General features: G+C 66.2%; 14 protein-coding genes. 5 read left to right on the plus strand and 9 right to left on the minus strand.

What is annotated here, in order from left to right; all coding sequences use genetic code 11:
- The first annotated feature begins 70 nt into the window (after window positions 1–70).
- Entirely contained in the window at window positions 71–2,314 is a 2,244-nt protein-coding gene (locus KY501_RS27360; protein ID WP_309242998.1) for an ATP-binding protein, read from the plus strand.
- A gap of 119 nt (window positions 2,315–2,433) precedes the next feature.
- Window positions 2,434–3,081: a cyclase family protein gene (locus tag KY501_RS27365; protein WP_224366396.1), complete on the plus strand. Its 648-nt coding sequence runs from the start codon at window positions 2,434–2,436 to the stop codon at window positions 3,079–3,081.
- A gap of 94 nt (window positions 3,082–3,175) precedes the next feature.
- Here KY501_RS27365 and KY501_RS27370 read toward each other — a convergent pair whose 3' ends face one another.
- Both KY501_RS27370 and KY501_RS27375 read right to left on the minus strand, forming a co-directional pair.
- Window positions 3,176–8,476, minus strand: a complete 5,301-nt coding sequence (locus tag KY501_RS27370; RefSeq protein WP_224366397.1) for a trifunctional serine/threonine-protein kinase/ATP-binding protein/sensor histidine kinase — start codon at window positions 8,474–8,476, stop codon at window positions 3,176–3,178.
- A 52-nt stretch (window positions 8,477–8,528) separates the two neighbouring features.
- A complete protein-coding gene (locus KY501_RS27375; RefSeq protein WP_224366398.1) occupies window positions 8,529–10,085 on the minus strand; it encodes an amidohydrolase family protein in 1,557 nt (518 codons plus the stop codon).
- A 353-nt stretch (window positions 10,086–10,438) separates the two neighbouring features.
- On the opposite strand from KY501_RS27375, the gene KY501_RS27380 reads away from it, so the two are divergent.
- A complete protein-coding gene (locus tag KY501_RS27380; protein ID WP_444881609.1) occupies window positions 10,439–12,592 on the plus strand; it encodes a LysM peptidoglycan-binding domain-containing protein in 2,154 nt (717 codons plus the stop codon).
- 19 nt (window positions 12,593–12,611) lie between these two features.
- Here KY501_RS27380 and KY501_RS27385 read toward each other — a convergent pair whose 3' ends face one another.
- The 5 genes from KY501_RS27385 to KY501_RS27405 all read right to left on the minus strand — a co-directional run bounded on the left by KY501_RS27385 (window position 12,612) and on the right by KY501_RS27405 (window position 19,454).
- A complete protein-coding gene (locus KY501_RS27385; RefSeq protein ID WP_224366400.1) occupies window positions 12,612–13,601 on the minus strand; it encodes a carbohydrate kinase family protein in 990 nt (329 codons plus the stop codon).
- 14 nt (window positions 13,602–13,615) lie between these two features.
- A complete protein-coding gene (locus KY501_RS27390; protein ID WP_224366401.1) occupies window positions 13,616–15,103 on the minus strand; it encodes a mannitol dehydrogenase family protein in 1,488 nt (495 codons plus the stop codon).
- Between the two features lie 11 nt (window positions 15,104–15,114).
- On the minus strand, window positions 15,115–16,197 hold the full coding sequence (locus tag KY501_RS27395) for an ABC transporter ATP-binding protein (RefSeq protein ID WP_224366402.1): 1,083 nt from the start codon (window positions 16,195–16,197) through the stop codon (window positions 15,115–15,117).
- Between the two features lie 17 nt (window positions 16,198–16,214).
- The gene (locus KY501_RS27400) at window positions 16,215–17,048 is read right to left on the minus strand and encodes a carbohydrate ABC transporter permease (protein ID WP_224366403.1); all 834 of its coding nucleotides are present in this window, start codon (window positions 17,046–17,048) and stop codon (window positions 16,215–16,217) included.
- A 249-nt stretch (window positions 17,049–17,297) separates the two neighbouring features.
- The gene (locus tag KY501_RS27405; RefSeq protein WP_224366404.1) at window positions 17,298–19,454 is read right to left on the minus strand and encodes a M13 family metallopeptidase; all 2,157 of its coding nucleotides are present in this window, start codon (window positions 19,452–19,454) and stop codon (window positions 17,298–17,300) included.
- Window positions 19,455–19,640: 186 nt separating this feature from the next.
- Here KY501_RS27405 and KY501_RS27410 point away from each other — a divergent pair, with 186 nt between their 5' ends.
- Window positions 19,641–20,042, plus strand: coding sequence for an arsenate-mycothiol transferase ArsC (locus KY501_RS27410; protein ID WP_224366405.1), 402 nt, complete (start codon window positions 19,641–19,643; stop codon window positions 20,040–20,042).
- 180 nt (window positions 20,043–20,222) lie between these two features.
- On the opposite strand, the gene KY501_RS27415 is transcribed toward KY501_RS27410, so the two are convergent.
- Window positions 20,223–22,352, minus strand: a complete 2,130-nt coding sequence (locus tag KY501_RS27415; RefSeq protein WP_224366406.1) for an SIR2 family protein — start codon at window positions 22,350–22,352, stop codon at window positions 20,223–20,225.
- A gap of 128 nt (window positions 22,353–22,480) precedes the next feature.
- On the minus strand, window positions 22,481–22,792 hold the full coding sequence (locus KY501_RS27420; protein ID WP_224366407.1) for an ArsR/SmtB family transcription factor: 312 nt from the start codon (window positions 22,790–22,792) through the stop codon (window positions 22,481–22,483).
- A 106-nt stretch (window positions 22,793–22,898) separates the two neighbouring features.
- Between KY501_RS27420 and KY501_RS27425 the strand changes: the two genes are divergently transcribed.
- Window positions 22,899–23,996 (plus strand): NADH:flavin oxidoreductase/NADH oxidase, encoded by a 1,098-nt coding sequence (locus tag KY501_RS27425; protein WP_224366408.1) that lies wholly within the window; start codon window positions 22,899–22,901, stop codon window positions 23,994–23,996.

Below are 23,996 nucleotides of genomic sequence, written 5' to 3' on the forward strand. Positions count from 1 at the left end.
TGTTCGGATTGAGTTCCCGCGCACATCGAGTGCCTGCCAAGCCATGTGGATTTCCGGGACAATCCCTGTCGTGGCAATACACTCCCCCCTCCCGCAGACAGATTCGCTGGCTCGCTCGACGCTCATCTCCATGGGGGTGCGCATCGCCGCCATCATCACGCTTGCCACCGTGTTCAGCTATCTGCATCTGGTTCGCACCCTGCGCTCGGAGGCGCTGACGCAACTGGACCGCCACGTCCAGGAGCGCCTCGAGCGCGAACAGACCATCTTCGTCCTCGCGGAGGACAACCACTCCCTTCTCAAGAAGGCCCTGGCGGACAAGCTCACGGAGTACCATGCGCAGGAGCCGGAAGCCCGCTTCGACAGCCTCTTCGCGCAGAACCCAGACGGCACCGTCCGCAATCGTCCCGAAGTCTTCGACGGTACGCGGATGCCGGCCCTTGTGGTTCCCCGGGACGTGAAGATGGATGCCGGGCTCCGCCGCCGCATCCTCGCTTCGTATGATGTGCTGGCGCAGTACGGGCCCGCGTTCCACTCCCGCTTCACGAACACATACATCGTCCTGCCCGAGGGGCCCTTGATCCTCTTCTGGCCCGATAGCCCGAATTGGTACAGGGAGGCCGAGTCCGACTTCACCCCCCTCTCACTCGAGTTCATGGTGCTCAGCCTCTCCGCGAACAACTCGGCGCGAGAGACCCGCTGGTGCGCTGCCTATCCGGATCCCGTCGCCCGCAGCTGGATGGTGTCCGTCTCCACGCCGCTGGACATAGGCGGGCGCCACGTCGCGACGATGGGGCACGACGTGTTGCTCAAGGAGCTGATGGCACGCACCACCAACGTGCATCTGCCCGGCGCCTACAACATCCTCTTCCGGGATGACGGACAGCTCCTCGCCCATCCGGAGCTGCACCTGGAGGGGGCCACCGAGAGCTACAATCTCCTCCAGTCCTCCGCTCCAGCGGGCGCGGGGGCGGGCGAGCTCGCATCCGAGGAGAAGCACACGCACCTGAGGGCCATCTTCGAGCGGGTGACGCGCCGAGAGCCCAATCAGACCGTGTTGGAGCTGCCCGAGCACCGCGAGTACCTCGCCGCCTCGCGGCTGCGAGGCCCGGGGTGGAACTTCGTCACCGTGCTGACCGAGAGCGAGGTGACCCGGCCCGCTCTTCAAGCCGCTCGCTATGTGCTGGGGTTCGGCGTGGCGTCGCTGCTGCTGGAGCTGGCCATCATGTACTGGGTGCTGAGGCGGCAGATCACCCGCCCCCTGATGGCCTTCAACGAGGCGACCGATCGAGTAGCGGCTGGGGATTTCAAGGTGACGCTGGACACCCAGCGCAAGGACGAGCTGGGCCGGCTGGCGGGGGCCTTCCGGTTGATGGCCGACAAGGTGCAAGAGCGTGAGGACGCCCTGCGTCATGCCAACGAGGGACTGGAGCAGCGGGTGGATGAGCGCACCCGTGAACTCCGAGAGGTGAACCGGAAGCTGGTGGATGTGGCACGCAGGGCCGGCATGGCGGAGGTCGCCACCAACGTGCTGCACAACGTGGGTAACGTGCTCAACAGCGTCAGCGCCTCAGCGCTCGTAGCCAGGGAGCAGCTGGCGGCGCTGCGCATCGAGCAGGTGCGGAAGGTGGCGGGGCTGCTCGGTACGCACCAGGGGGAGCTGGCGACCTTTCTCTCTCAGGACGAGCGCGGACGGAAGCTGGTGCCGTACCTGGACGAGCTCGCGCGGAACCTCGAGCAGGAGCGCGAGCAGCTGGCTGGGCACCTCGATGAGATCGAGCAGTACACCCACCACATCGGCACCATCGTCAGCCAGCAGCAGAGTTATGCCCGCTCTCCGCAGCTGATCGAGTCCGTCGTGCTGGCGGAGGTGATGGAGGACGCCCTGCGCATCAACGCTGCCGGGCTCACCCGCCACGAGGTGAAGGTGGAGCGCCACCTGGAGCCCATTCCGTCGGTGGTGACGGACAAGCACAAGGTGCTCATGGTGCTCACCAACCTCATCAGCAATGCCAAGAACGCCATGAATGGAGTGGAGCCCGAGAAGCGGCTCCTGACGGTGAGGGTCGAGCCTGGGCTCGGTGAGAGTGTCCGGCTCGAGGTGGCGGATCAGGGCGTGGGCATCCCGCCGGAGTTGCTCACGCGCATCTTCGAGCACGGCTTCACTACCCGCGATGACGGGCACGGTTTCGGCCTGCATTTCAGCGCTCTGGCCGCTGGGGAGCTCGGCGGATCCCTGCGCGTCCACAGCGACGGACCCGGGCGCGGAGCCACCTTCACCCTGGAACTGCCACTGCAACCCCCCGCGGTCTGAGGGGACCTTTCCCCACGCCGGCAGCGGGTTGGACAACATCTGCCAACGCTTCCACCTGATGCCGGAGTAGGTTTCGGGTAGCAAGAACCCCTCGGCTCGAGTGGAAGGACTTGGTCACCATGAGCACCGACTGGATTGACGTCTCGGTTCCCCTGCGCACCGGCATGGTGCACTGGCCGGACAACCCCCCTGTGAAGATCGAGCGGGTCATGGACCTGGAGCGGGGCGATGTCGCCTCGGTGTCGTCCATGTCGATGGGTGTCCATACCGGCACGCATATGGACGCGCCCGCGCACTTCCAGCGCGGCGGAGTGGGCATCGACCAGATGCCGCTCGAGGCCACCCTGGGGCAGGCGAGGGTGGTCGAGATCCAGGATCCGGTGTCCATCCAACGCGCGGAGCTGGAGCGCGCGAATCTCCAGCCGGGGGAGCGGGTGCTGTTTCGCACCCGCAACTCGGAGCGCTGCTGGAAGACCGACACGTTCGTCGAGGACTTCGTCTTCATCTCCCGGGGCGCGGCCGCCTATCTCGCGGAGTGCCGCGTGCGGACCGTGGGCGTGGACTACCTGTCCGTGGGCGGGTTCCGGGAGGATGGCGAGGAGACACACCTCGCCTTGCTCCAGGCTGGCATCTGGGTCATCGAGGGGCTCAACCTCTCGCAGGTGCGTGAGGGGGCGTACGAATTGATCTGTCTCCCGCTCCGGATCGCAGGGGGAGATGGCTCCCCCGCCCGGGCCATCCTGAGGCCCCTCCCGGCGGGCCGGTAAGATGGCAAGCTCCTTCTCCCATGGACGAGCATGACATCCACGAGGCGGGTGGTTCGAGATCGCGGCGTACCTGGGGCGCTGAGCGGCCATTTCGTCAGACGGACTGCTGAAGCGGGAACTCGAGCGTGGCCGTGGCGCCCTTTCCGGGTCCCTCACTCTCCAGCAGGAGGCGCCCCCCCATCACCTGCGCCGCCAGCGCGCTCGAGTGCAGTCCGAAGCCATGGCCCTCCTTGCGGGTGGTGAATCCGTGCGCGAAGAGCTGCTTGCGGACCTCCGGCGTGAAGCCCTTGCCGCTGTCCACCACCTGGATCCGGGCCATGTTCCCCTGGACCGTGAGCCGCACGCACAGGTGACGCTGCTCCTCGGGCAGCTCGTCCATGGCGTACTTGGCGTTGCTGATGAGGTTGATGAGGATCTGCAGCACCTTGTGCTTGTCCAACCTCAGCCTGGGCACGGAGCCGAACTCGCGCGTCACGGAGATGCCGTGCCGCCGCAGCGCTGCCAACTGAAAGCGCAGGCTGTCCTCGATGAGCTGGGCGAGATCCCACTCCTCCAAGAGGAGGGAAGTCTTGGCGTAGTCCTGCTGCACCCGGACGATGGCGTGGATGTGCTCGATGTGCAGGCCCATTTCATCCAGGTTCGTGCGGAGCTGGGTCTGCTCGTGGCTGAGTTCCTTGGAGAGGGCCACGAGGTAGTTCGGCAGGACGCGGCCGCGCGGGTCCTTCGTCAGGAACCCCACCAGATCCTCCTGGTGATCCTTGAGCATGGCGGAGAGCTGAGCCGCTCGGTCGAGGCGCGAGGCCGCGAGCGCGCTGCGCATCTGCTCCAGGTTGATGCCAGCGCTGGTGAGCACATTGCCTACGTTATGCAGCACGTTGGAGGCGATCTCGGCCATGCCCGCCGCACGCGCCGTGTCCACCAACTGGGCCTGGGCCTGCTTCAGCTCGCGCGTGCGCTCCTCCACCCGCCGCTCCAACTCGTCGTTGGCGCAGCGCAGGGCGGCCTCGGCGCGCTGGATCTCCGCGTACAGCCGCGCGTTCTCGATCGAGATGGCGGCCTGCGAGGCGACCTGACCCAGCAGCGTGATGCGGGCCGGGGTGAACGCCCCCGAGGCGAGCTTGTTCTCCAGGTACATCACTCCCGACAGGGCCTCCTGGCGCAGCAGTGGCAGGCACAGCACGGACCTGGCTCCGCTTTGCGCGAGGTAGGGATCGGTCGAGAACGGGTGGGGTGCCGCCGCGTCGCTGATGAGCACATGCTCGTGGGTCCGCCGGACGTAGGAGATGATCGTCCAGGGCAGCACGGCCTCCGCCTCGTCCAGTGGCAGGGCCTGCGCGCCTTCCGAGGCGCCCTCCGTGTCGGCCGCGAGCACGAGCTTGTCGCCGCGCGGGAGCAGCAGGGCGCTGCGCTGGGCGCCCGCATTCTCGGTGGCCACGCGCATGAGCGCGGAGACCAGCTTCTCGAGGACGATCTCGCTGGCAACAGCCTGCTGCGCCTTGACCACGGCGAGGACGTCGAGCTCCCGGGACTCCGAAGTGGTGGTGCTGGTGGTTCCCGCGGATACAACCGGGGTCACCAGGAACGGCCACAGGGCGTCCAACTGCTTGACCTTGCCAAGGGCGCCCCACTGCATGTACGCCTCGCGGGCCTGCCGCACGTAGGCCTCGGCGATGAAGGGGGCCTGCCGCCTGCGGTAGAAGTTCGCCGCCAGCTCGGCCACGAGCGCCACGTGCTGCATGAAGCCGTGCTCGCGGGCCATGCGAAGGGCTTCCTCGTACGCGGGGAGCGCTTCGTCCAGGCGGCCCCGGATGCGGGCCAGCTCCGCGGCGATCAGCCGCTCGAGCGCGCGGAACGTCTCGGGGCAGTTGGCGGCCCACTCCTCGAACTGCTGCCAGTGCTCCTCGGCGGCTTCCAGGTATCTCCGCTGATCCTCCGGTGCGGCCCCCTCGTAGCATGCGATCAGGGCCAGGGCGTGGAAGAGGTGGAAGTCCACCAGCGGGATGATGCCGATGAAGGACCAGATGAACGCCGACGCCTTGTCCCCCGCTTCACGGGCCTCCGTGTAGGCACCGCACATGAAGCGCGCCTGCATCTTGGAGAGCCAGTACTGGCACACCATGCTGCTCATGTGGGCCGGTGACAGCGAGGACTCCAGGGCCTTCTCGTCGAAGTCCTCTCCGTCCAACGTGCCGAACGTGGGCGACAGGCCTCGCAGCGTCTGCATGTAGCGCAAGACGATGAGGGTGGTATCCACCACCCCCACGAAGCCCGTCTTGCGCATGAAGTCCATCCGGTCGAGCGCGTCCTGGTAGACGTCGTCCAGCGGGTGCCCCATGGCCTGCCGGTTCCAGACCAGATGGCCGACGATGTAGCAGGCGAACAGGTAGTTGTTGGTCTGGATTGCTTGCTGGAAGCCGCCCAGCGCGAAGTCATGCGCGACGGGCAGAGGCCGGCACCAGTAACTGATCATCTCCATGTTGAAGAGCACCCGGACCCGCTCGTTGGCCAGGTTGTACCGGTCGACGAGCGAGAGGGCGAGCACCCCATAGGCATAGCCCTCCTGGTAGCTGTGGAAGAACTTGCCGAGCAGCACTCCGATCGAGCTGTACGCGATCACGGAGTCGTTGGTGTTGCCGTAGCGGAGGCTCAGGGCCACCATCCGGCAGACGTGGAGCACGAGCAGGTTGTTGTCGGTGAGGTAGGCCGACGGGAAGAGGCGGCCCAGCACGCTCATCACCGGCTTCATGTCCGCGTCCGTCATCAGCGGCAGATCGATGAGGCTCTCGATGGGGCGTCCTCCCAGCAGGGCCTGGACCTCCTCTCGCGCCGCCGCGGCCTCCTCCCAGGTGGGGTGCGGATCCATCGGCATGCCCAGCAGCCCCAGGCACTCGAGGAGGCAGGTGACGGAGGTCTGGATCTCACCGACGATGAGGAGCACCTCATGCATCAGTCCGTAGGCGGCGGCGATGTCCACCCGGCTCCGGACTCTCGAGCGCAGCCCGTCCAGCAGGCGGCGGGCCTCGCCGATGTTGCCGCTCATGAGCTCGCTGCTCGCGCGATCGAGCTGGACTTTAAAGGCCAGTGAGTGGTCCTCCTCCCAGGGATCGCCCGGGATGAGCGCGAAGGCCATCGCGAGGTAGGCAGCGGCCGAGCTGTGCGCGCTCGAGGCTCGGGCCTTCCAGCCCGCATCGGCGTTCAGCCGTGCCAGGCGGTGGCGTTCCTCGGGACTGCTGATCAGCTCCACTCCAGTGTTGAGCTGGCTGACGATCTCGAAGAGCTTCTCTCGCACCTCCTCGGAGGACAGGCGCTCCAGCAGCAGGCGCCCGATGCGCAGGTGGATCGTCTGGCGCTCTTCCTCGGGGATGAGGGCGTGCGCCGCCTGCTGGATGCGATCATGCAGGAACCGGTACTGCTCCGGAGCGCTGCACACCACCAGGCCCTCTTGGAGCGCGGGCTCGAGGCCCCGCTCGACTTCGTCCGCGTTCATGCTGGAGATGAGGGTCAGCATCCCCAGGGAGAAGCTGTTGCCCACGCACGCGGCCAGGGGCAGCAGGTGCTGGGTGCTCGCGGGCAGCTGGTGCAGGTTGCGAGCCATGAAGTCGACGATGTTGTCCGAGTACCCCTGGGCCCGGACGCCCTCGGCATCCCAGCGCCACCCTCCGCCGGGCGCGCGGCTGAGGAGGCCATCGTGGTGCAACGTCAGCATCAACTGGAGGAGGAAGAAGGGGTTGCCGCCCGTCTTCGCGTGGACCTGCTCCGAGAGGGGAAGGATGAGCTCCACCCCCGCGCCGGGGAGCGCATCCGCCACGAGGTGCCGGACCTGCTCCATGCTCAGCGGTTCGAGCTGGAGGTCGGTCACCGGCGTCTTCGCCTTGCGCACCTCTCCCAGCGTCATCATCAGCGGGTGGGACGGGCTGACCTCGTTGTCCCGGTAGGCGCCGATCCACAGGGTCGGTGGCGCGCTCTCCTCGGTGAGGAGGTACTGGAGGAGCCGGAGGCTGGCCAGGTCCGCCCACTGCAAGTCATCCAGGAACATGACGAGCGGGTGCTCGGCGGTGGCGAAGACTCCGAGGAACTGGAGGAAGGCCTGGTTGAAGCGGTGCTGCGTCTCGGCGGGTGGCAGCTCCGGCACGGCCGGCTGCGTCCCCATGACGAGCGCGAGCTGAGGGACCAGGTCCACGATGACCTGGCCGTTGCCATCGAGGGCCTCCCTCAGACGCTCTCGCCACCGGGCAATCTCCTCGTCGGTGCCCGCCAGCAGTTGCTGCACCAGCCCCCGGATGGCCTGGGCCAGGGTGGCGTAGGGCACATCCCGCTGGAGCTGATCGAACTTGCCGCTCAGGAAGAAGCCTCGCCGCTGGACCACGGGCTTGTGCAGCTCGTTGACCACCGACGACTTGCCAATGCCGGAGTAGCCGCGAACCAGGATGAGCTCGGGCTTGCCTCCGCTCACCACCCGCTCGAAGCCCTGGAGCAGGGTGGCGACGTGGGCATCTCGCCCGTAGAGCCGCTGAGGGAGCTGGAAGCGGCTGGGGATGTCCCGCTTGCCCAGCACGAAGAACTCCAGGACGCCCCGGCGCAGGCCCTCCACGCACTCGGCCAGGTCGTACCTCAGCCCCTCGGCGCTCTGGTAGCGCTCCTCAGCGACCTTGGCCATGCACCGCATGACGATCGCGGACAGCACGGGGGGGATGCTGGAGAGGAGCTCGTGCGGTGGCCGAGGCATCTGGGCCATGTGGGCATGGAACCACTCGAGCGCGTCTCGCCCCTGGAAGGGCCGGACGCCTGTGAGCAGCTCGTAGAACGTCACGCCCAGGGAATAGAAGTCGGTGCGGTAGTCCACCGCCCGGTTCATGCGCCCCGTCTGCTCCGGAGACATGTAGGCCAGCGTCCCCTCGATGAGGTGCGTGGGCGCTGCATCCACATGCTCGGTGCGCTGGAGGGTGGCGGCGCCAAAGTCGATGATGCGCGGCTCGCCCGTCGGGGTGACGATGATGTTGGAGGGCTTGATGTCCTTGTGGATGACGCCCCGGAGGTGGATCTCCGCGAGAGTCGCGGCCAGGGAGACGGCCAGCTCGAGGAAGCGGTCGACCTCGAAAGGTCTGCCCACGGCTTCCGAGAGGGCGACCCCCTGCACCTCTTCCAGGATCAGGAGGGGGCGATCGTCGATTCGCTCGCAGCCATAGGGGCGTGTGACGCCTCGCACGCCCTGGAGCCGCTGCAGGATGCCGTACTCCCGGCGGTACCGCTCGTCCTCACGCGAGCTGACGGCGGGGCCCACCGGCGTCTTGATGATGACCGGTGCGTCATCCTCCTCGCGCACGCCCTGGAAAAGCGTGTTCGAGCCGTTGACGCGGACCGGACGATGGATCGTGTACCCCGGGAGCTTCCACATGAGCGGAGTCCACCGCCAGGACCGCCCTCATGCAAGTCCCGGAGACATCGTCTCAGAAGAGCACGCGCTGAACGCCTGCTGCCTGGAGGAGGTAGTCCCGGGAGGCTTCGAGGGTGGCTCGGAGGAGGGGCCAGTTCACGTCTACCAGGGCTCCCCGCCATTTCCGGATTCGGCCCGCGACGATGACCGTGTCCACGTTGCTGCGGTCCATCAGCGTCACGACAGCCCCCGGCACGTTGTTGAGGGGGGCGACATTGATGGCATCCGCCCGCAGCAGGATGATGTCGGCCTCCTTGCCCGGCGTCAGCGAGCCGATCTTGTTCGAGAGCCGGGCCACCCGGGCCCCCTCGACCGTGGCGAAGCGAATCACATCGCGGCAGGTGAGGAGCTCGGGCAGGTTCGTCTCCCCGTTGATGGCGCGCTCGTTGACGAGCGCCCGCTGAAGCGTGAAGACGGTCCGCATCTGGGTGAAGAAGTCCGCGGCCATCGTGCACTCGACATCGACGCTGAGTGCGGGCTGCACGCCATGAGCGAGCGCGGCCAGGATGGGCGGCATGCCGTGCCGCATGGCCATCTCGATCGGGGCCGCCATCGAGACGGTGACGCCGTGCGAGGCGATGGCCTGCCACGAGCCCTCCGAGAGGTGGGTGGCGTGGATGAACTCGAGGTCCGGCCCAAGCAGGCCCTCGCTCGCGAGCTGCTCCACGAGCGTCTCCTGGTTGAGGCTGCCGACGAGGTGGGTCACGATGTACAGGCCATTCTGACGGCCAATGTTCCAGTAGGTCCGGAAGTTGGGGTCGAACAACTCGCCGCCCATGGCCAGGGTCAGGAGCTGGTCGGTGGACGAGAAGTAGCGGCTCCGGATGCGCTGGAGATCATTCGGGAAGATGTTGTGGGGACCCACACCCGGTGAGTACACGAAGACCGAGCGGCGGCCCGCTTCCTGGAGTCCCTTGATGACGGCATCGCTGTGCGCTGGCGAGTGGCCCACCTGAGACGTGTCGACGACCGTCGTCACCCCCGCGTCCAACTGGCTGAGCGACGCGACGAGCTCGGCGATGAAGGCGTCCTGCGGCCTGAAGAACGGCGTGATGCGGGTGTGAATATAGTCGAGATAGTTCTTCTCGCCGTGCGGCAGCCCGTCGTTGGACAGCAGTCCGTCCGACAGGAAGCTGCGCAGCGCGGTCTGGTATTGATGGTGGTGGGTGTCAACGAACCCCGGCATGACGATCATACCGGTGGCATCGATGATGGTTGCATCCGAGGCGTGCAGGTGAGGGCCGACGGCGACGATCTTCTTGCCTTCGATGAGCACATCGCCCTTGGCAAAGTCTCCCACATTCGGATCCATGCTGAGGACGGCGCCGCCCTTCAGCAGGTAGCGCCTGTTCGAAGCACCAGTCTCCGCGGGCAGGTCACGGTCCCTGTCACCGCTCTCCCGAGACATGTCCCCCTGCTCGGGCGCCGCCAGTGCTGGCGCAGGAGCTGAAGCCACCGCCGCGGCTCCCAGGGCTGAAGCCCCCACCGCAAGCAGCTCGCGACGAGAGGTGCCAGCCTTCGCCGGCTCGCTGTCATGCAGCGAGTTGTTTCCACAAAGCATTTGACACATGTCGTGTTTCCCCCCTCTGGAGCTACCAGAGTCCTTGGGCATGCCGCCGTTTTCTCGGGGCGCCCACGTTGTCTTCCCTTGAGGTCAGTCAAGAATAGCGCGCGAAAGAACACAACGTCGAGCCTTGTTATCAACGTTTTTTGTGTGTCATCTTTTGGCACGGTCTGCCCACCTCCAGAGGCGGTGTAAGCGGCTCCAGCTTCCACGCGCATCACTCGTGGTGTGGCCCGCCTTTTCTTTCTCCTGAACTTGTCCGAACATGGTGGGTGAGGAGCGACCCTCTTGACCGAGGTCGCCACAGCCTCAGCGCCGCTATGAACGAACTCGAGTACCGGATCAGATCAGGCGACACCTTGGCCGCGATCGCTCGCCGCCACGGCGTGAGCGTGGAAGCCATCGCTCGTCGCAATGGCATCAGCGACGTCAACCGCATCTGGGCTGGCCAGGTGGTGTGGATTCCGAGGGCGGCGCCGCCCCAGCAGAGCGCTCCGCAGCAGCCAGCGACCTACCGGGTGCGGGCGGGCGACACCTTGTTCGCGATTGCCCAGCGCCACAACGTCGATCTGGATGCGCTCGTGAGTGCCAACGGCATCCAGAATCCGGACCTCATCCGGGTGGGGCAGGTGCTGACGCTTCCTGTCGCCGCGGGGGTTGTGCAAGGCAAGCCCAGGGTGGAGCCGGCTCCCCAGGTTCGAAGTACGGAGGATTTGATCGAGAAGGCTCGCAAGCTCAATGGTGAATACATTGCCTTGCGGCAGCGGTATATGGAATGGATTGCCAATCCGGAGGAGGCAGCCTGGTATTGCATTGCTCAGTGGACCCAGGCGTTGGTCAAGGTCGACGCGGAGGAGTATGGCCCTCTCGTCAACGCTGTCTCCCTGAAGGCTTTCCTGAAGAACCATGAGTCGCAGGAACAGCAGCGCCGGCTGGCCTACGAGGCCAAGGGGCGCGAGCTGGCGGCGCTCCTCGCACTCCCTGCGTTCAAGCAGCAATTTGATGCCTTGGGAGGATCGTCGCGGGTCCAGGTTTACGTGGATGTGACGAATGGGCTCAGCCAATGCGATGCTGGCCGGGCTTTCATCCTGCGAGAACTCAAGGCGGCGGAAGAGAACAATCCGATCGGCATGCTGCAAGGGGTCTTCAAGGTGCTGAAGGAGGCCAATGGCCTCTTCTGGACGCTGCTGGGCGAGCTCGCTCCCGTCATCGTGAAGTGGAAGCAGGAAAAAGCACTGGCCTACGTCGAGACGCTCATCGTCCAGCGGATCACGATCGTCGTGGTGGATCACCTGCACCAGTCCCTGACGATTTATGACAAGACCATTTTCAAGATCAAACGCAAGCCCATCCAGGTGACGGTGCTGAGCCCTGAAGCCATCCGGCTCCCGGATACACCCGCCTTCAAGGGCGCCAATGCACTCATGCAGAAGGCATTCGCTGTCTTCAATTTTGCCTTCGCGCTCAGGGATGCATCGCAACAACTGGGCCCCAAGGAGACGCTGTCCCTCATGGGGGCCATGGCGGGATTGATGGAGCAGATCTCGGTGGTGACACGCGCGCTGCAAGCCAAGAGTCTCGTCCGGGCGGCGGGGAAGGCGGTGGAGGTGACCGTGCTGGGGATCATCGGCGGCGTCTGCGACACCATCGCGGGCTCCCTGGAAACGTGGGACTACTATTCCAAGGGAGATTTCGACGCCGCCGTGGTCTCCGGCGTGGGCACGGTGGCCGGGCTCGCCGTCACGGTGGGCTTGTCCATGATGTACTTTGGCGCGGGCACGTCTTGGAGCGGCGTGGGCCTGGTGATTGCCATTGTGGGAGGTGTCATTGCCCTCATTGCGGCGATTGTCTCGTTCTTCGGTGACCTGGCTGACTCTCCGCTCGAGCTGTGGCTGAAGAACAGCCGGTTCGGCATTCAGGGGAATGCGCCCGCCAAGGCTTTCCAGTCGTGGAAGGACAAGTCTTCCGTGCAGATCGACGAGCTCCTCAAGGTCCTCTGCGTCGTCGAGGCCTCCGGGGACTTCAAGGGGGATGAGTACCGGATCACCCTCAAGCCCTCGTTGCTGCTGACGTGCTCGCGCATGGTCATTGTGGTGACGACGCTGATCGATGGGAAGCGGAAGGCTCAGCAAATCCCTGTCACGGATGCGTCGCTGGACGGCGACCGCGTGACGGAGGTCCGGTTCGGTATCTCCTGGCCATCCCGCCCCACGGACTGGCTCAAGGCCGCAGAGGAGGTGCTGCCGGGCGGTCTCGTGACCTACGCGATGGCTCCCAAGGTCATTGTGGCGGTGGCGGTCGATCTCTACGGAGATGGAGTGATGAAGTACCAGCGCGCGGTCACGCTGAATCCGCTGTGGGTCGAGAGGGCGTTGTCATTCCAGGCCCCTCCCGAGGAGGTCTTGAAGGCGGTGGGAGGGCCCAGCGGCTTCGCGGATCTCCTCGAGAAGCCGCTCCTGGCGATGGGGCCGGGTACCCAGGCGGCCACCACGTCTTCGTCAGGCGTGGCTTGACCGGGCGGCCGGAGCCCCGTCAGCCCGTCGAGAGCCGTGCATCCGCCGCCAGCGCGGCGAGGTCCGCCCGCTTGGGCAGCGCGGCATAGGAGCCCGGGCGGGTCACCGTGAAGGCTCCGCAGCGGCAGGCGAGCTCCAGGGCCTGCGTCAGCAACTCCCTGTTCGCGACCCAGGCGGGCAGGGTGGCCCGGGTGAGCCCCGCCTCCACCACCGCCGAGAGCAGCCCGCCGATGAAGGCATCTCCCGCCGCTGTCGTGTCCACCACCTGGACCTTGGGCGGAGTGACGTGGAACAGCCCCTGCGCGGTCACCGCGGTGACCGGATTGCCTCCGTCCGTGATCACCAGCAGGACAACCCCCTTGGCGAGCCGCTCCGCAAGCCAGCGCTCCTCGGGGACGTCACCGCGCAGCAGCTCCAGCTCTTCCCGGGCCAGCTTGATGAGCTGTGCCTTGTCCAGCAGCTCGGTGACGCGGGCGATGTCCACCCGGTGGCTGGGCCACAGGTTCGCGCGGATGTTGGCATCCACGCTGATGAGCGCTCCCGCGGCGGCGGCGCGATCGGCCACCGTGAAGGTGGTCGCGGTGATGATCTCCTCGGTCAACGTGTTCGAGCACAGGTGCAGCAGCGACTGCGCGTCGAACAGGTTCGCGGGAAGGTGCTCGGGACGATAGAGCAGGTCGGCTGACGGGGGACGGTAGAAGTCGAAGCGGCGATCGCCCGAGGCATCGCGCGAGACGAAGGCCAGCGCCGTCTTCGCCGCGTCCGTTCGCTCCACGTGGCGCACGTCCACCCCGTGCGAGGAGAGCTCTCCGAGGATGAAGTCCCCGAAGCGATCCTTCCCCAGCATGCCCACGAAGAGGCTCGGCATCCCGAGCCGGGCACACGCCACGGCGACATTGGCCGGAGCCCCTCCCGCGTACGGCGTGAAGGTCTCCGGCGCGGTGGAGTCGCCCAGCCGGCTGGACAGCATGTCGACCAGGGCTTCTCCGAAGGCGATCAGACGCGTCATGACGGGCAGCTCCCTCAGGCGGCGGAGTACTTCGCGTTGAGCGCCTGGAGCGTCGCCACCACGCCCTTCTCATCGAGCTGCTTGCGCAGGTACAGGTACAGGTCAACGAAGGTCTGATTCGCCGGCAGCTGGGTGCCGACGATCTCGGGGATGCCGAGCAGCGTCATCGGCGAGTTGCTCGTGATGACCTTCTCCAGCAGGGCGCGCGCGTTGGGCTCGTTGATGGGGTAGCTCTCGCCCTTCTCGTCCTTGCCGCCACGCAGGTAGCGGTCATAGGCCGCGAGGAAGAACGCGATGCGGTGGAGCGAGCGGCCCGCGCCCAGCAGGGCGTGCACCGTGGGCAGCAGGAAGCCTGGGATCTTCGAGCCGCCATCGATGCACAGGCGCGCCAACTGGTCTCCCACCGCCCGGTTGGAGAAGCGCCGCAGCAACGTGGGCTTGTACTCCTCGATGTCCAGTCCGGGCAGCGAGCGCAGGAACACGCCCGCATCCCGATCGAGGAAGTCGCGCAGGTAGCCCGAGAAGAGCGGATCGTGCAGGGCGTCGTCCACCTTGCGGTAGCCCGAGAGATACGCCGGGTACGAGAGCATGGTGTGGCTCGCGTTGAGCAGGCGGATCTTCGCGTCCTCGTACGGGGACACGTCCTTCGTGATCATCACGCCGCCGGCCTCCCACTCGGGGCGGCCGTTGCGGAAGTCGTCCTCCAGCACCCACTGGATGAAGTCCTCGCAGATGACGGGCGCGGCATCGTCCACGTCCGTCAGCTCGCGCAGCTTCTTGCGGGTGGCGTCATCCGTGGCCGGGGTGATGCGATCGACCATGGCGTTGGGGAAGCCCACCTCGCGCTCGATCCACGCGGCCAGCTCTGGATCCCTCGCGCGAGCAAAGGCCACGCAGGCCCGCTTCGCCTGGACGCCGTTGTGGCGCAGGTTGTCGCAGGACATCACCGTGAAAGGCTTCACGCCCGCCTTGCGCCGGCGGTCCAGCGCCTCGATGAGGTAGCCGAACGCGCCCTTGGGCTCGTGGGGGTGCGCCAGGTCCTCCACCACCGAGGGGTGCTGGAGGTTGAAGCGGCCCTGATCGTCGATGAGGTAGCCGCCCTCGGTGATGGTCAGCGAGACGATGCGGATGTCCGGGTGGCTCAGCCGATCGAGCACCGCCTTGGGCTGCTCGGGAGCATAGAGGTACTCGACCATGGCCTCCACGACGCGCGAGACGTGGGTGCCGTCCGGCGCCATCTCGCTCACGGTGTAGAGCCCGTCCTGGCGCTTCATGGCCGCGGCCATGGCGGCGTCCTGCGGCAGCAGGTTGATGCCCAGGATGCCCCAGGCCTCGTGGCCGGGCCGCGAGAGGATGCGGTCGAGGTAGATGGCCTCGTGGGCGCGGTGGAAGCCACCCACGCCGATGTGCGCGATGCCCGCGCGCAGCTTGCTCCGGTCATAACCGGGGCGGACGATCGACTTGGGCAACGCGGAGAGGTGAGCCTGATCCAGGGTATGCATGACGGGGATGTTCAGGAGTGAGGGGGGTGGAAGAGGGCAACGCCTTGTGCATCGAAGACATGGAAGCCGCCGGGGGGGATGAGCGCCGCGGCCTGGGTGCCCTCCAACCTTCCCACATCCGCGGGACAGCGCACGGTGATGCGGCCCACGTTCGGCACCGACAGGTAGGCATAGGCATCACTGCCCAGCCGCTCGATGACTTCCACCTTGCCTTCCAGGGTGCCCTGTCCGGGCGTGGCCAGCGAGAGCTGCTCGGGACGCACGCCGACGGTCAGCTTGCCGCCCTCTTCGAGCTTGGTCACTCCCGGGGGCGGGGCGAGGGAAGCGCCGTTCGCCAGCACCAGGGCTCCGTTCTTCACGGAGGCATCCAGGAAGGCCATCTGGGGCATCCCGAGGAAGCCCGCGACGAACCGGTTTGCGGGGCGGTGGTAGAGCTCTTGCGGCGGGCCGGCCTGCTCGATGTTCCCCGAGTTGAAGATGACGACCTTGTCGGCCAGCGTCATCGCCTCGACCTGGTCGTGGGTGACGTAGATCATCGTCGCCTGGAGGGCCTGATGCAGCCGGGCGATCTCCAGCCGCATCTGCACGCGCAGCGACGCGTCCAGGTTGGACAGCGGCTCGTCGAACAGGAAGATGCGCGGCTCGCGGACGATGGCGCGGCCGATGGCCACGCGCTGACGCTGGCCGCCCGAGAGCGCCGACGGCTTGCGGTCCAACAGCGGCTCCAGCTCCAGGGTGCGCGCGGCGCGCTGGACCTTGTCCTCGACGAGCTTCGGATCCGTCTTGGCCAGGTCCAGGGCGAAGGACATGTTCTGCCGCACCGTCATGTGCGGATAGAGGGCGTAGGACTGGAACACCATCGCCAGGTTGCGCTTGGCCGGAGGCAGATCCGTGATGGGCTGGCCATCGAGCGTGATCTCGCCCGAGGTGGCGTCCTCCAGTCCGGCGATCAGGCGCAACAGCGTGGACTTGCCACAGCCGGAGGGGCCCAGGAAGACGCAGAACTCCCGGTCTTCGATGCGGAGATCCACGCCCTTGATGACGCGGGTGTCTCCGAACGACTTGGTGAGGGATTGGATGTCCAGACGTGCCATGAGTGGAAGGTCTCCGGTTACTTGACCGCGCCGAAGGTCAGACCGCGAACGAGCTGCTTCTGAGAGAGCCAGCCCAGCACCAGGATCGGCGCGCAGGCGAGCGTGGAGACTGCGGACAACTTGGCCCAGAACAGGCCCTCGGGGCTGGAGAACGAGGCCACCAGCGCGCTGAGGGGCGCGGCGTTGGTGGTGGTGAGGTTCAGGGACCAGAACGCCTCGTTCCAGCTGAGGATGAGGGAGAGCAGCGCCGTGGAGGCCAGTCCGCCGCGGCTCACCGGCAGCAGCACCCGGATCATCTCCTGCGAGGTGGTGGCTCCGTCCATGCGCGCCGCCTCGAGGATGTCCTTCGGGATGTCGCGGAAGTACGTGTAGATCATCCACACCATGATGGGCAGGTTGATGAGCGCGAACACGACGACGAGCATGATGCGCGAGTCCAGCAGCCCGAGATCGCGAGCCAGCAGGTAGATGGGCACCAGCACGCCCACGCTGGGCAGCATCTTGGTGGAGAGCATCCACGTCAGGGTGCTGCGGGTGCGGTTGCTGGGGTGGAAGGCGAAGCTGTAGGCCGCGGGCACCGCCAGCAGCATGCCCAGCAGCGTGGCTCCGCCGCTGGTGACCAGCGAGTTCCAGGCGTAGTGCAGGTAGTGGGTCCGCTCGAAGATCTCCTCGTAGTTCTCCAGCGTGGGAACGAAGAGGAACTCGGGGGGCATGGAGAACGCGCCCAGCTCTGTCTTGAAGCTGGTGAGCACCATCCAGAGGATCGGGAAGAAGACGAGGAGGGCTACGAACCAGGCCCCCACCGTTCGGATGATCTCGGCGACACGCCGTCGTTGTTTCAGCTTCGACATGGTGGAGTCTCCTGGGTGTCGAGAGGGGGTCGATCCGGGGAGTTCGAGCCGGAATGCACCGCCTCCAGCTGAGCGACGCGCACAGTACCTCTCGGAGTCGACAGCTATACAGCGCAATCGAACTCCCCGAGGGGATGTCGGGAAATACACAGACCCGGCAGGTCCCCCGCATACGACTGCGGCTCAGACGACGCCTGTCTCCAGACGCCGGCTGAGCCGCAAGGTGTGACGCTCTGCGTTACGAGGGCTCTACCAGATGATGACCTGCTGAGCTCCCTGGCGAACCATGGGCTGGCCCGGCTTGCACGAGAACGCCGCGGCGAAGGTGGGCAGGTTCGACGGAGCGCCAATGGCGCGGAAGGGGGCCGGCGCGTGCGAGTCCGTGGCCAGACGGACCTTCAGTTCCTCGGGCGTGAAGTTGCGGCGCCACACGGTGGCCCAGTTGAGGAAGAAGCGCTGGTCCCGCGTCAGGCCATCGATCTTCGGATCGGGCTGGCCCTCGGTGGCCTTCTTCATCGCGTCATAGGCCGTGGCCAGGCCGCCCAGGTCGGCGATGTTCTCGCCCAGGGTGAGGTTGCCGTTGACCTTGGCGCCCGGCGCGGCCTCGTAGGCGTTGAACTGGTTGACCAGCTTGGTGGTCAGCGCCTTGAAGGCCTTGGCATCGGCGTCCGTCCACCACTGCTCGAAGTTGCCGGTGGCTCCGAAGCGCGCGCCCTGGTCGTCGTAGCCGTGCGTCATCTCGTGGCCGATCACCGCGCCGATGCCGCCGTAGTTGAAGGCATCATCCGCGTTCGGATCGAAGAACGGCGGCTGGAGGATGGCTGCCGGGAAGACGATCTCGTTCTGCAGCGGGTTGTAGTAGGCGTTGACCTTCTGCGGCGGCATGCCCCACTCGGTGCGATCGACGGGCTTGCCGATCTTCCCGATGCTCCACTTGTAGTTGAACTCCATGGCGGCCTGGACGTTGGCCAGGTAGCTGTCGCGGTGGGTCTGCAGGCCGCTCCAGTCGCGCCACTTGTCCGGGTAGCCGATCTTCGGCATGAAGCTGGACCACTTCTCCAGGGCCTTCTTCTTCGTTTCGGGGCCCATCCAGGGCAGCTTCTCGATGCGCGCCTTCAGCGCCTCGCGCATGTTTTTGACGAGGGCCTCCATGCGCGCCTTGGACTCGGGCGGGAAGGCAACCTTGACGTACATCTGGCCCAGCGCCTCGCCCACCTCGTCCTCGACGGTGTCGAGCACGCGCTTGCTGCGCTCCTTGAGCTCCTTCTGGCCGCGCAGGGTCTGATCGTAGAAGCGGAAGTTCTCCTGGACGAACACGTCCGAGAGGAACGGCGAGGCGCCATCCACGGCGTGGAAGCGCAGGTAGCTCTGCCACTGCGCGGCCGGCACCTCCGCCAGCATCTTGCTGATCTCCTGGTGGAAGGCGGGGATGGCCAGCGAGAAGATCCGCGGCTGCGTGATGCCCTGCGAGTCGAAGAACTTCGTCCAGGAGAAGTTCGGCGTCAGCTTGTCGGCGTCGGCCAGGCTGACGGGGTTGTAGAAGAGGGCAACGTCGCGAGACAGCTCCTCGTGCGACTTGGAGACCTTGGCCAGGCGCGTCTCGAACGCGATCACGTCCTTGGCCTGCTGGGAGGTGGTGGCGGCGGGGATGCCGGACAGCTCCAGCACCTTGGCGATGTGCTGCTCGTAGGCGACCAGCTTGTCCTTCTTGTCCGCGTCGAAATAGTAGGAGCGATCCGGCAGGCCCAGGCCGCCCTGCATCACGTAGCCGAGCTCCATCCGGGAGTCCTTGAAGTCCGCCTCGGCGCCGAAGCCGAACAGGATGCTCTGGCCCTTGGCCGTCTCGGTGCGCACGTAGTCGGCGATCTGATCCTTGTTCTGGAGCCTGGCAATGGCGTCCAACTGGGGCTTCAGCGGCGAGAGGCCTTGGGCGTTGATCCGGGCCTCGTCCATGCCGGTGGCATAGAGATCGCCGACGATCTTCTCCACACCCTGCGCGTTGGGCATGGCGGCGGCCTGCTGGGCCAGCTGCTTCTGCACGGCCTTGGAGCGCTCGTCGAGCATCTCGAAGGCGCCCCACGAGGTGCGGTCACCGGGGATCTTGTTCGCGGCGAGCCACTTGCTGTTGACGTAGCCGACGAAGTCGGCGCACGCGTTCTTGGTGGCGTCCAGATCGCTGAGCTGGAAGCGGTTGACTCCCGGCAGGGTGCTCTCGTCGAGCTTCAGCGGGGCGGGCGCGGCGCTGGGGGCGGGCGAGGCGCTGGCAGCGGGCGTGGCGCTCTCGGGCGCTGGCTTTGCGAGCTCGGCGTCGGCGGTCGGCGCGGACTTGTCGTTCTTCGTGCACGCCGTGAGCGGCGTGGCGAGGGCGAGGGACAGCAACAGCACTTGCGGTTTCTTGAGGTTCACAGCGGCTCCAACCGTCCAGGGGGTTGAAAAAGAACGGCGCACCATAGACTTGATTCCCCAGTGGGGCGACTGCTTGGCGGCGTCCGTTGCACGAGGCGTACGCGAGCGCCGGACAGTGCGTGTGAGCAGAAGGGGTGTTTGCCCGCGACATGGGGCAGGATTGGGGAACACCTCCCAGGAGCTCTCATGAAGACGGTGATCTTCGCCTGCGTGCACAACGCGGGGCGCTCACAGATGGCGGCTGCTTTCTTCAACGCGATGGCCGACCCCCGGAAGGCGCGGGCGGTGTCGGCTGGGACGCAGCCCGGTGAGAGGGTCCACCCTGAAGTGCAAGCCGCGATGGCCGAGGCGGGGATCGAGCTCGCGGGAGCGAAGCCTCAGCGATTGACGGACGAGATGGCGCAGGGGGCTCACCGGCTGATCACCATGGGCTGTGGTGACGCCTGCCCTTACGTGCCGGGCCTCGAGCGGGAGGATTGGCCGTTGGAGGATCCCAAGGGCAAACCGGTGGAGCGGGTGCGCGAGATTCGGGACGAGGTTCGCACCCGCGTTGCGAAGTTGTTGGAGCGCCAGGGTTGGGGCTCCTGACCCTCGGCGTCACGCAGGAACACGAGAGGCAGGAAGCGCACTATAGGCTACATCCGCTCATCTCTGCGCCCCATGCCTCGTCTCTGCAACTCATTGAGATTACAGGAGGGGGCGCGACAGGCCCGTGGGCTACTTCTGACGGCGTCAGAAGTGGCCGACGAATACAGGGGGCCGTTCACATCAAGCGTGCACCGCCCGCTTGAGCGCCGCGACGTAGCTTTCGAGCTCGGCGTTCCTCAGTTCGAGGTGACACGGCCGCCAGTACTCTCTTAGCGCCTTCACCGCCGCGCGGTCACCCCTGAGCTTCAGGACCGCCCACGACCCCGACTTTCGCAGCTCGCAGGCATACCGGACGAGCTTCTCCACGTGCAGCTCGTTCAATCCATGTCCCAGGAAGAGAAAGGATCTCCGCGCAATCTCCCGACGGAGGACGGTCGGCAGAATCTCCGGTATCCGCTCCGCCAACACCACGAAGTCCTTCATCGTGACGTTGATACCCGCAGGCACGCTTCCCAGAGGCTCCACGCTCCCATCGAGCTTCACGATGATGGAGGCTCCCGTAGGCTCCAGCTCTCGGATGTTCTCAGGCTTCACGAGGGCCCGGAGGTGACCCTTCGGGTCGCGGTGGATGAAGCGGCCCTCGGGGCGCTCGCCGCTCTGATACATGAGCAGGTGGTACGGCTCGCCGCACTCATCGAACGTTGATTCGAGCACGGTGTCATAGTTGGTGGTGAAGATGACCTGCCGGGTGTTCTTCACGTTCCGCGCACGCAGTGTCTCCGGCAGCCCGGCGATGAACTGGTGGATGGCGGTGGGTCTTGGATTGTACTCGCCGAGGATGCTCCGGACCGCGCGCGTGAGGGCCTCACGTCCTTGCGTATCCTCGAGCAGCTGAGCGCCATCTGAGCGGTGTCGAGGGAAGGCCGGGACTGGCAACCGTTGCGTCAGCTTTTCATAGAACTGCGAGCCGGTGGGCAGGTTGTCGAGGTTCACGGCGGAGCCCAGGAAGAAGATGACACTCCCGTCGCGGATCGCCGTGGCGACATCCTGGATATGGGGATCCGGCGCCTTCTTCGGTTTCGCTGGTTTCACACCCACCGAGCGGACCTTGCTGGGAACCGTGGGTGATAGGGCAGGGGGCGCTGCTCTCGTTGGGAGGATGCCAAGCTCCTCGGTAGAGACCCGCTCCACCATCTCCCGGAGGATTTCGCCGATCCGTCCGAACGCCTTGGGCGCGTACCACAGCGGCGTGATCCCAAGCGATGCGAGTTGCTCCTGCCGCTTCTCGAGCTTGCGCCGCCGGTAGTACGCACCGAGGACGGCATAGTGCCGGAGCGCCGCGTGGCGACGGTAAAGGGTCTCGAGGATCTCCATCGTGCGATCCGTCTCCAGGCTGGCACCGAGGATCAGCAGGGGACGGTTCGAGAAGAGCAGCTCCAGCAGGCTTCGCAGGCTCGCTCGGCGCTTCTTCCCGGGAGGAGCGCCGTAGCTCGTCTCGTATTCGCCCAGCGTGAAGGTCCGGGTCTTGGAGTCCGAGCAATCGCCGTGGATCTTGAAGAGCACATGATCATTCCGCTGGATGGCGGCGACGACAGGGTCGGGACTCGATCCCAGGATGATCTTCTCGAAGTCCCGGCCTGCGGCTGTGAACACCTGCTCCAACACGTGGTCGAAGTTGGTGGTGATCACCGGGCCCATGGTGAGGAGCGGGAGTGACGACAGTGCGCTTGCCTCCAACTGGTTGCGATCGAGGGTCCGGCAGAACTCGCTGTCGATGCGCCGCTGGAATGCGTCCTCGTTGGTTCGCTTCAGGGCCTCGGCCGCGCCCTCGTAGTCTCCGCCATCGAGCAGCTTCTCGACGCGCTTGCGCAGGGCAGTCGACGGGGCGGCGTCCAGCAGGAAGTCCCTCCATGCCGCGAACTTGAACGGGACAGACATGCCGGCGCCAACAAACGGGATCACCCCGAGAGGGGAGGCGAGCTGCCTGACCAGGTCGCTCATGGTGCCGGCATTGCTCTTCTGAAGCCGCTCCTCCAACTCGGGCGGAGTCAGGATGCGCTCCTTCGTGTCTACCGCTTGCAGGGCGGAGCGGCCCCGGGCAGTGCGAGGGGATTCCGGGAGCCCGAACGGTGCCCGCGCTCCGGGTGCGAGCAGCGCCAACTTTCGCAGCACGCACTCGGCGGCCTCGCCGTCCTCGGGCGTCGCGGGTCGAATGCCCGCTTTTTCGACCGCCCATAGTTGGAAGCTGTCCCCGTTCTTCGCGACGAAGAGCACCGTGTCCAGCTCGGCTTCTTCGGCGATGCTCTTCATCCAGGCCTGCTGGGCCTGCTCCGTCCGGTGAGCCCATGAGGTGGGTTCGATGACCAGGACACCCCTCGAACGATTCGAAGCGCCGAGCCTGGATCGGCCCTCCACGCGCCAAAGCACCAGTCCCTCGCTCATGGGTTCGCCCGGAGAGCGGCGAGGACCGCCTTCATCAGCCCAGGGAAGCGCCGGTCGAGCTCATCGCGACGCAGGGAGTTCATGTGCTGGACGCCTTCGCTCCGGGTCCGGACGAGCCCGGCATCCCGCAGGATGCGGAAGTGGTGCGACATGCTCGACTTCGGCCGCCCGCAGTCGACGGCATTGCAACTGGCCTCGCCGAGCTGCGCGAGTTGCCGGACGATCTCCAGGCGTACAGGGTCGCTCAAGGCATGAAAGATGTGCTCGAGGGAGATGTCCTCGATCGCAGGGTTCTTGAAGGCCCTCATGGTCCTCAGCGTAGCACACTTTCATCTTGCTATAGTTCGAGACCAATCGAACAATGGAATCATGGTCGGCGCCAGTCATGCCGGCCGTCATCCTGGAGCTTCTGCCATGCCGACCCTGTTCGATCCCTTCACGCTCAAGGGCGTTACCCTCCGCAACCGCGTTGTCGTCTCGCCGATGTGCCAGTACATGGCCGAGGAGGGCTTTGTTACCGAGTGGCACCGGGTCCACCTCGCGGGCTTGGCGCGCGGCGGCTCGGGCCTGGTCATGGTCGAGGCGACCGGCGTCTCGCCAGAAGGGCGCATCACGCCCGGCTGCACGGGCCTGTGGAACGACGCGCAAGCGGAGGCCTTTGCGCCCATCGTCCGCTCGATCAAGGTGGCAGGTGCGGTTCCCGGCATCCAAATCGGGCATGCAGGCCGCAAGGCGAGCGCCAACCGGCCGTGGGAGGGCGATGATCATATTGCCGAAGGGGATTCGCGTGGCTGGGAGACGATCGCTCCTTCAGCGGTCGCCGTGGGCGGGGGGTTGGGCAAGGTGCCTCGCGCGATGACGAAGGCAGACATCGACCGGGTCCGGCGAGATTTCGTCGCGGCGGCCGTGCGCGCGAGGGATGTCGGCTTCCAATGGCTGCTGCTGCACTTCGCGCACGGCTACCTGGCGCAGGAGTTCCTCTCGGGTCACTCAAACCACCGCCAGGACGAGTACGGTGGCAGCTTCGAGAACAGGAGCCGGTTCCTCATGGAGACGTTGGCCGCCGTGCGCAAGGTGTGGCCGGAGGATCGGCCGCTGGCAGCGCGCCTGGGCGTGATCGAGTTCGACGGCCGTGACGAGGAGACCTTGTCGGAGTCGATCGAGCTGGTCCGGCGATTCAAGGGGGAGGGGCTCGATCACCTCGACGTCAGCCTTGGCTTCTCGACGTTGAACGCGAAGATTCCCTGGGGGCCCGCCTTCATGGCGCCGGTCGCGGGGCGTCTGCGGGGGGAGACGGGGCTGCCGACCTCCACGAGCTGGTACATCAGCGAGCCGGAGCAGGCGAACGGCCTCATTCGCGACGGCAAGCTCGATCTCGTGATGCTCGGCCGGCCGTTGCTGGAGAATCCGCATTGGCCCTACACCGCCGCGCGCAAGCTCGGGGTGGACAAGGCGGCGTGGACGTTGCCAGCTCCATACGCTCATTGGCTGGAGCGGTATCGCTCGGCATAG

Source organism: Hyalangium versicolor (genome assembly GCF_020103695.1).
GTDB classification, from domain to species: Bacteria; Myxococcota; Myxococcia; order Myxococcales; family Myxococcaceae; genus Hyalangium; species Hyalangium versicolor.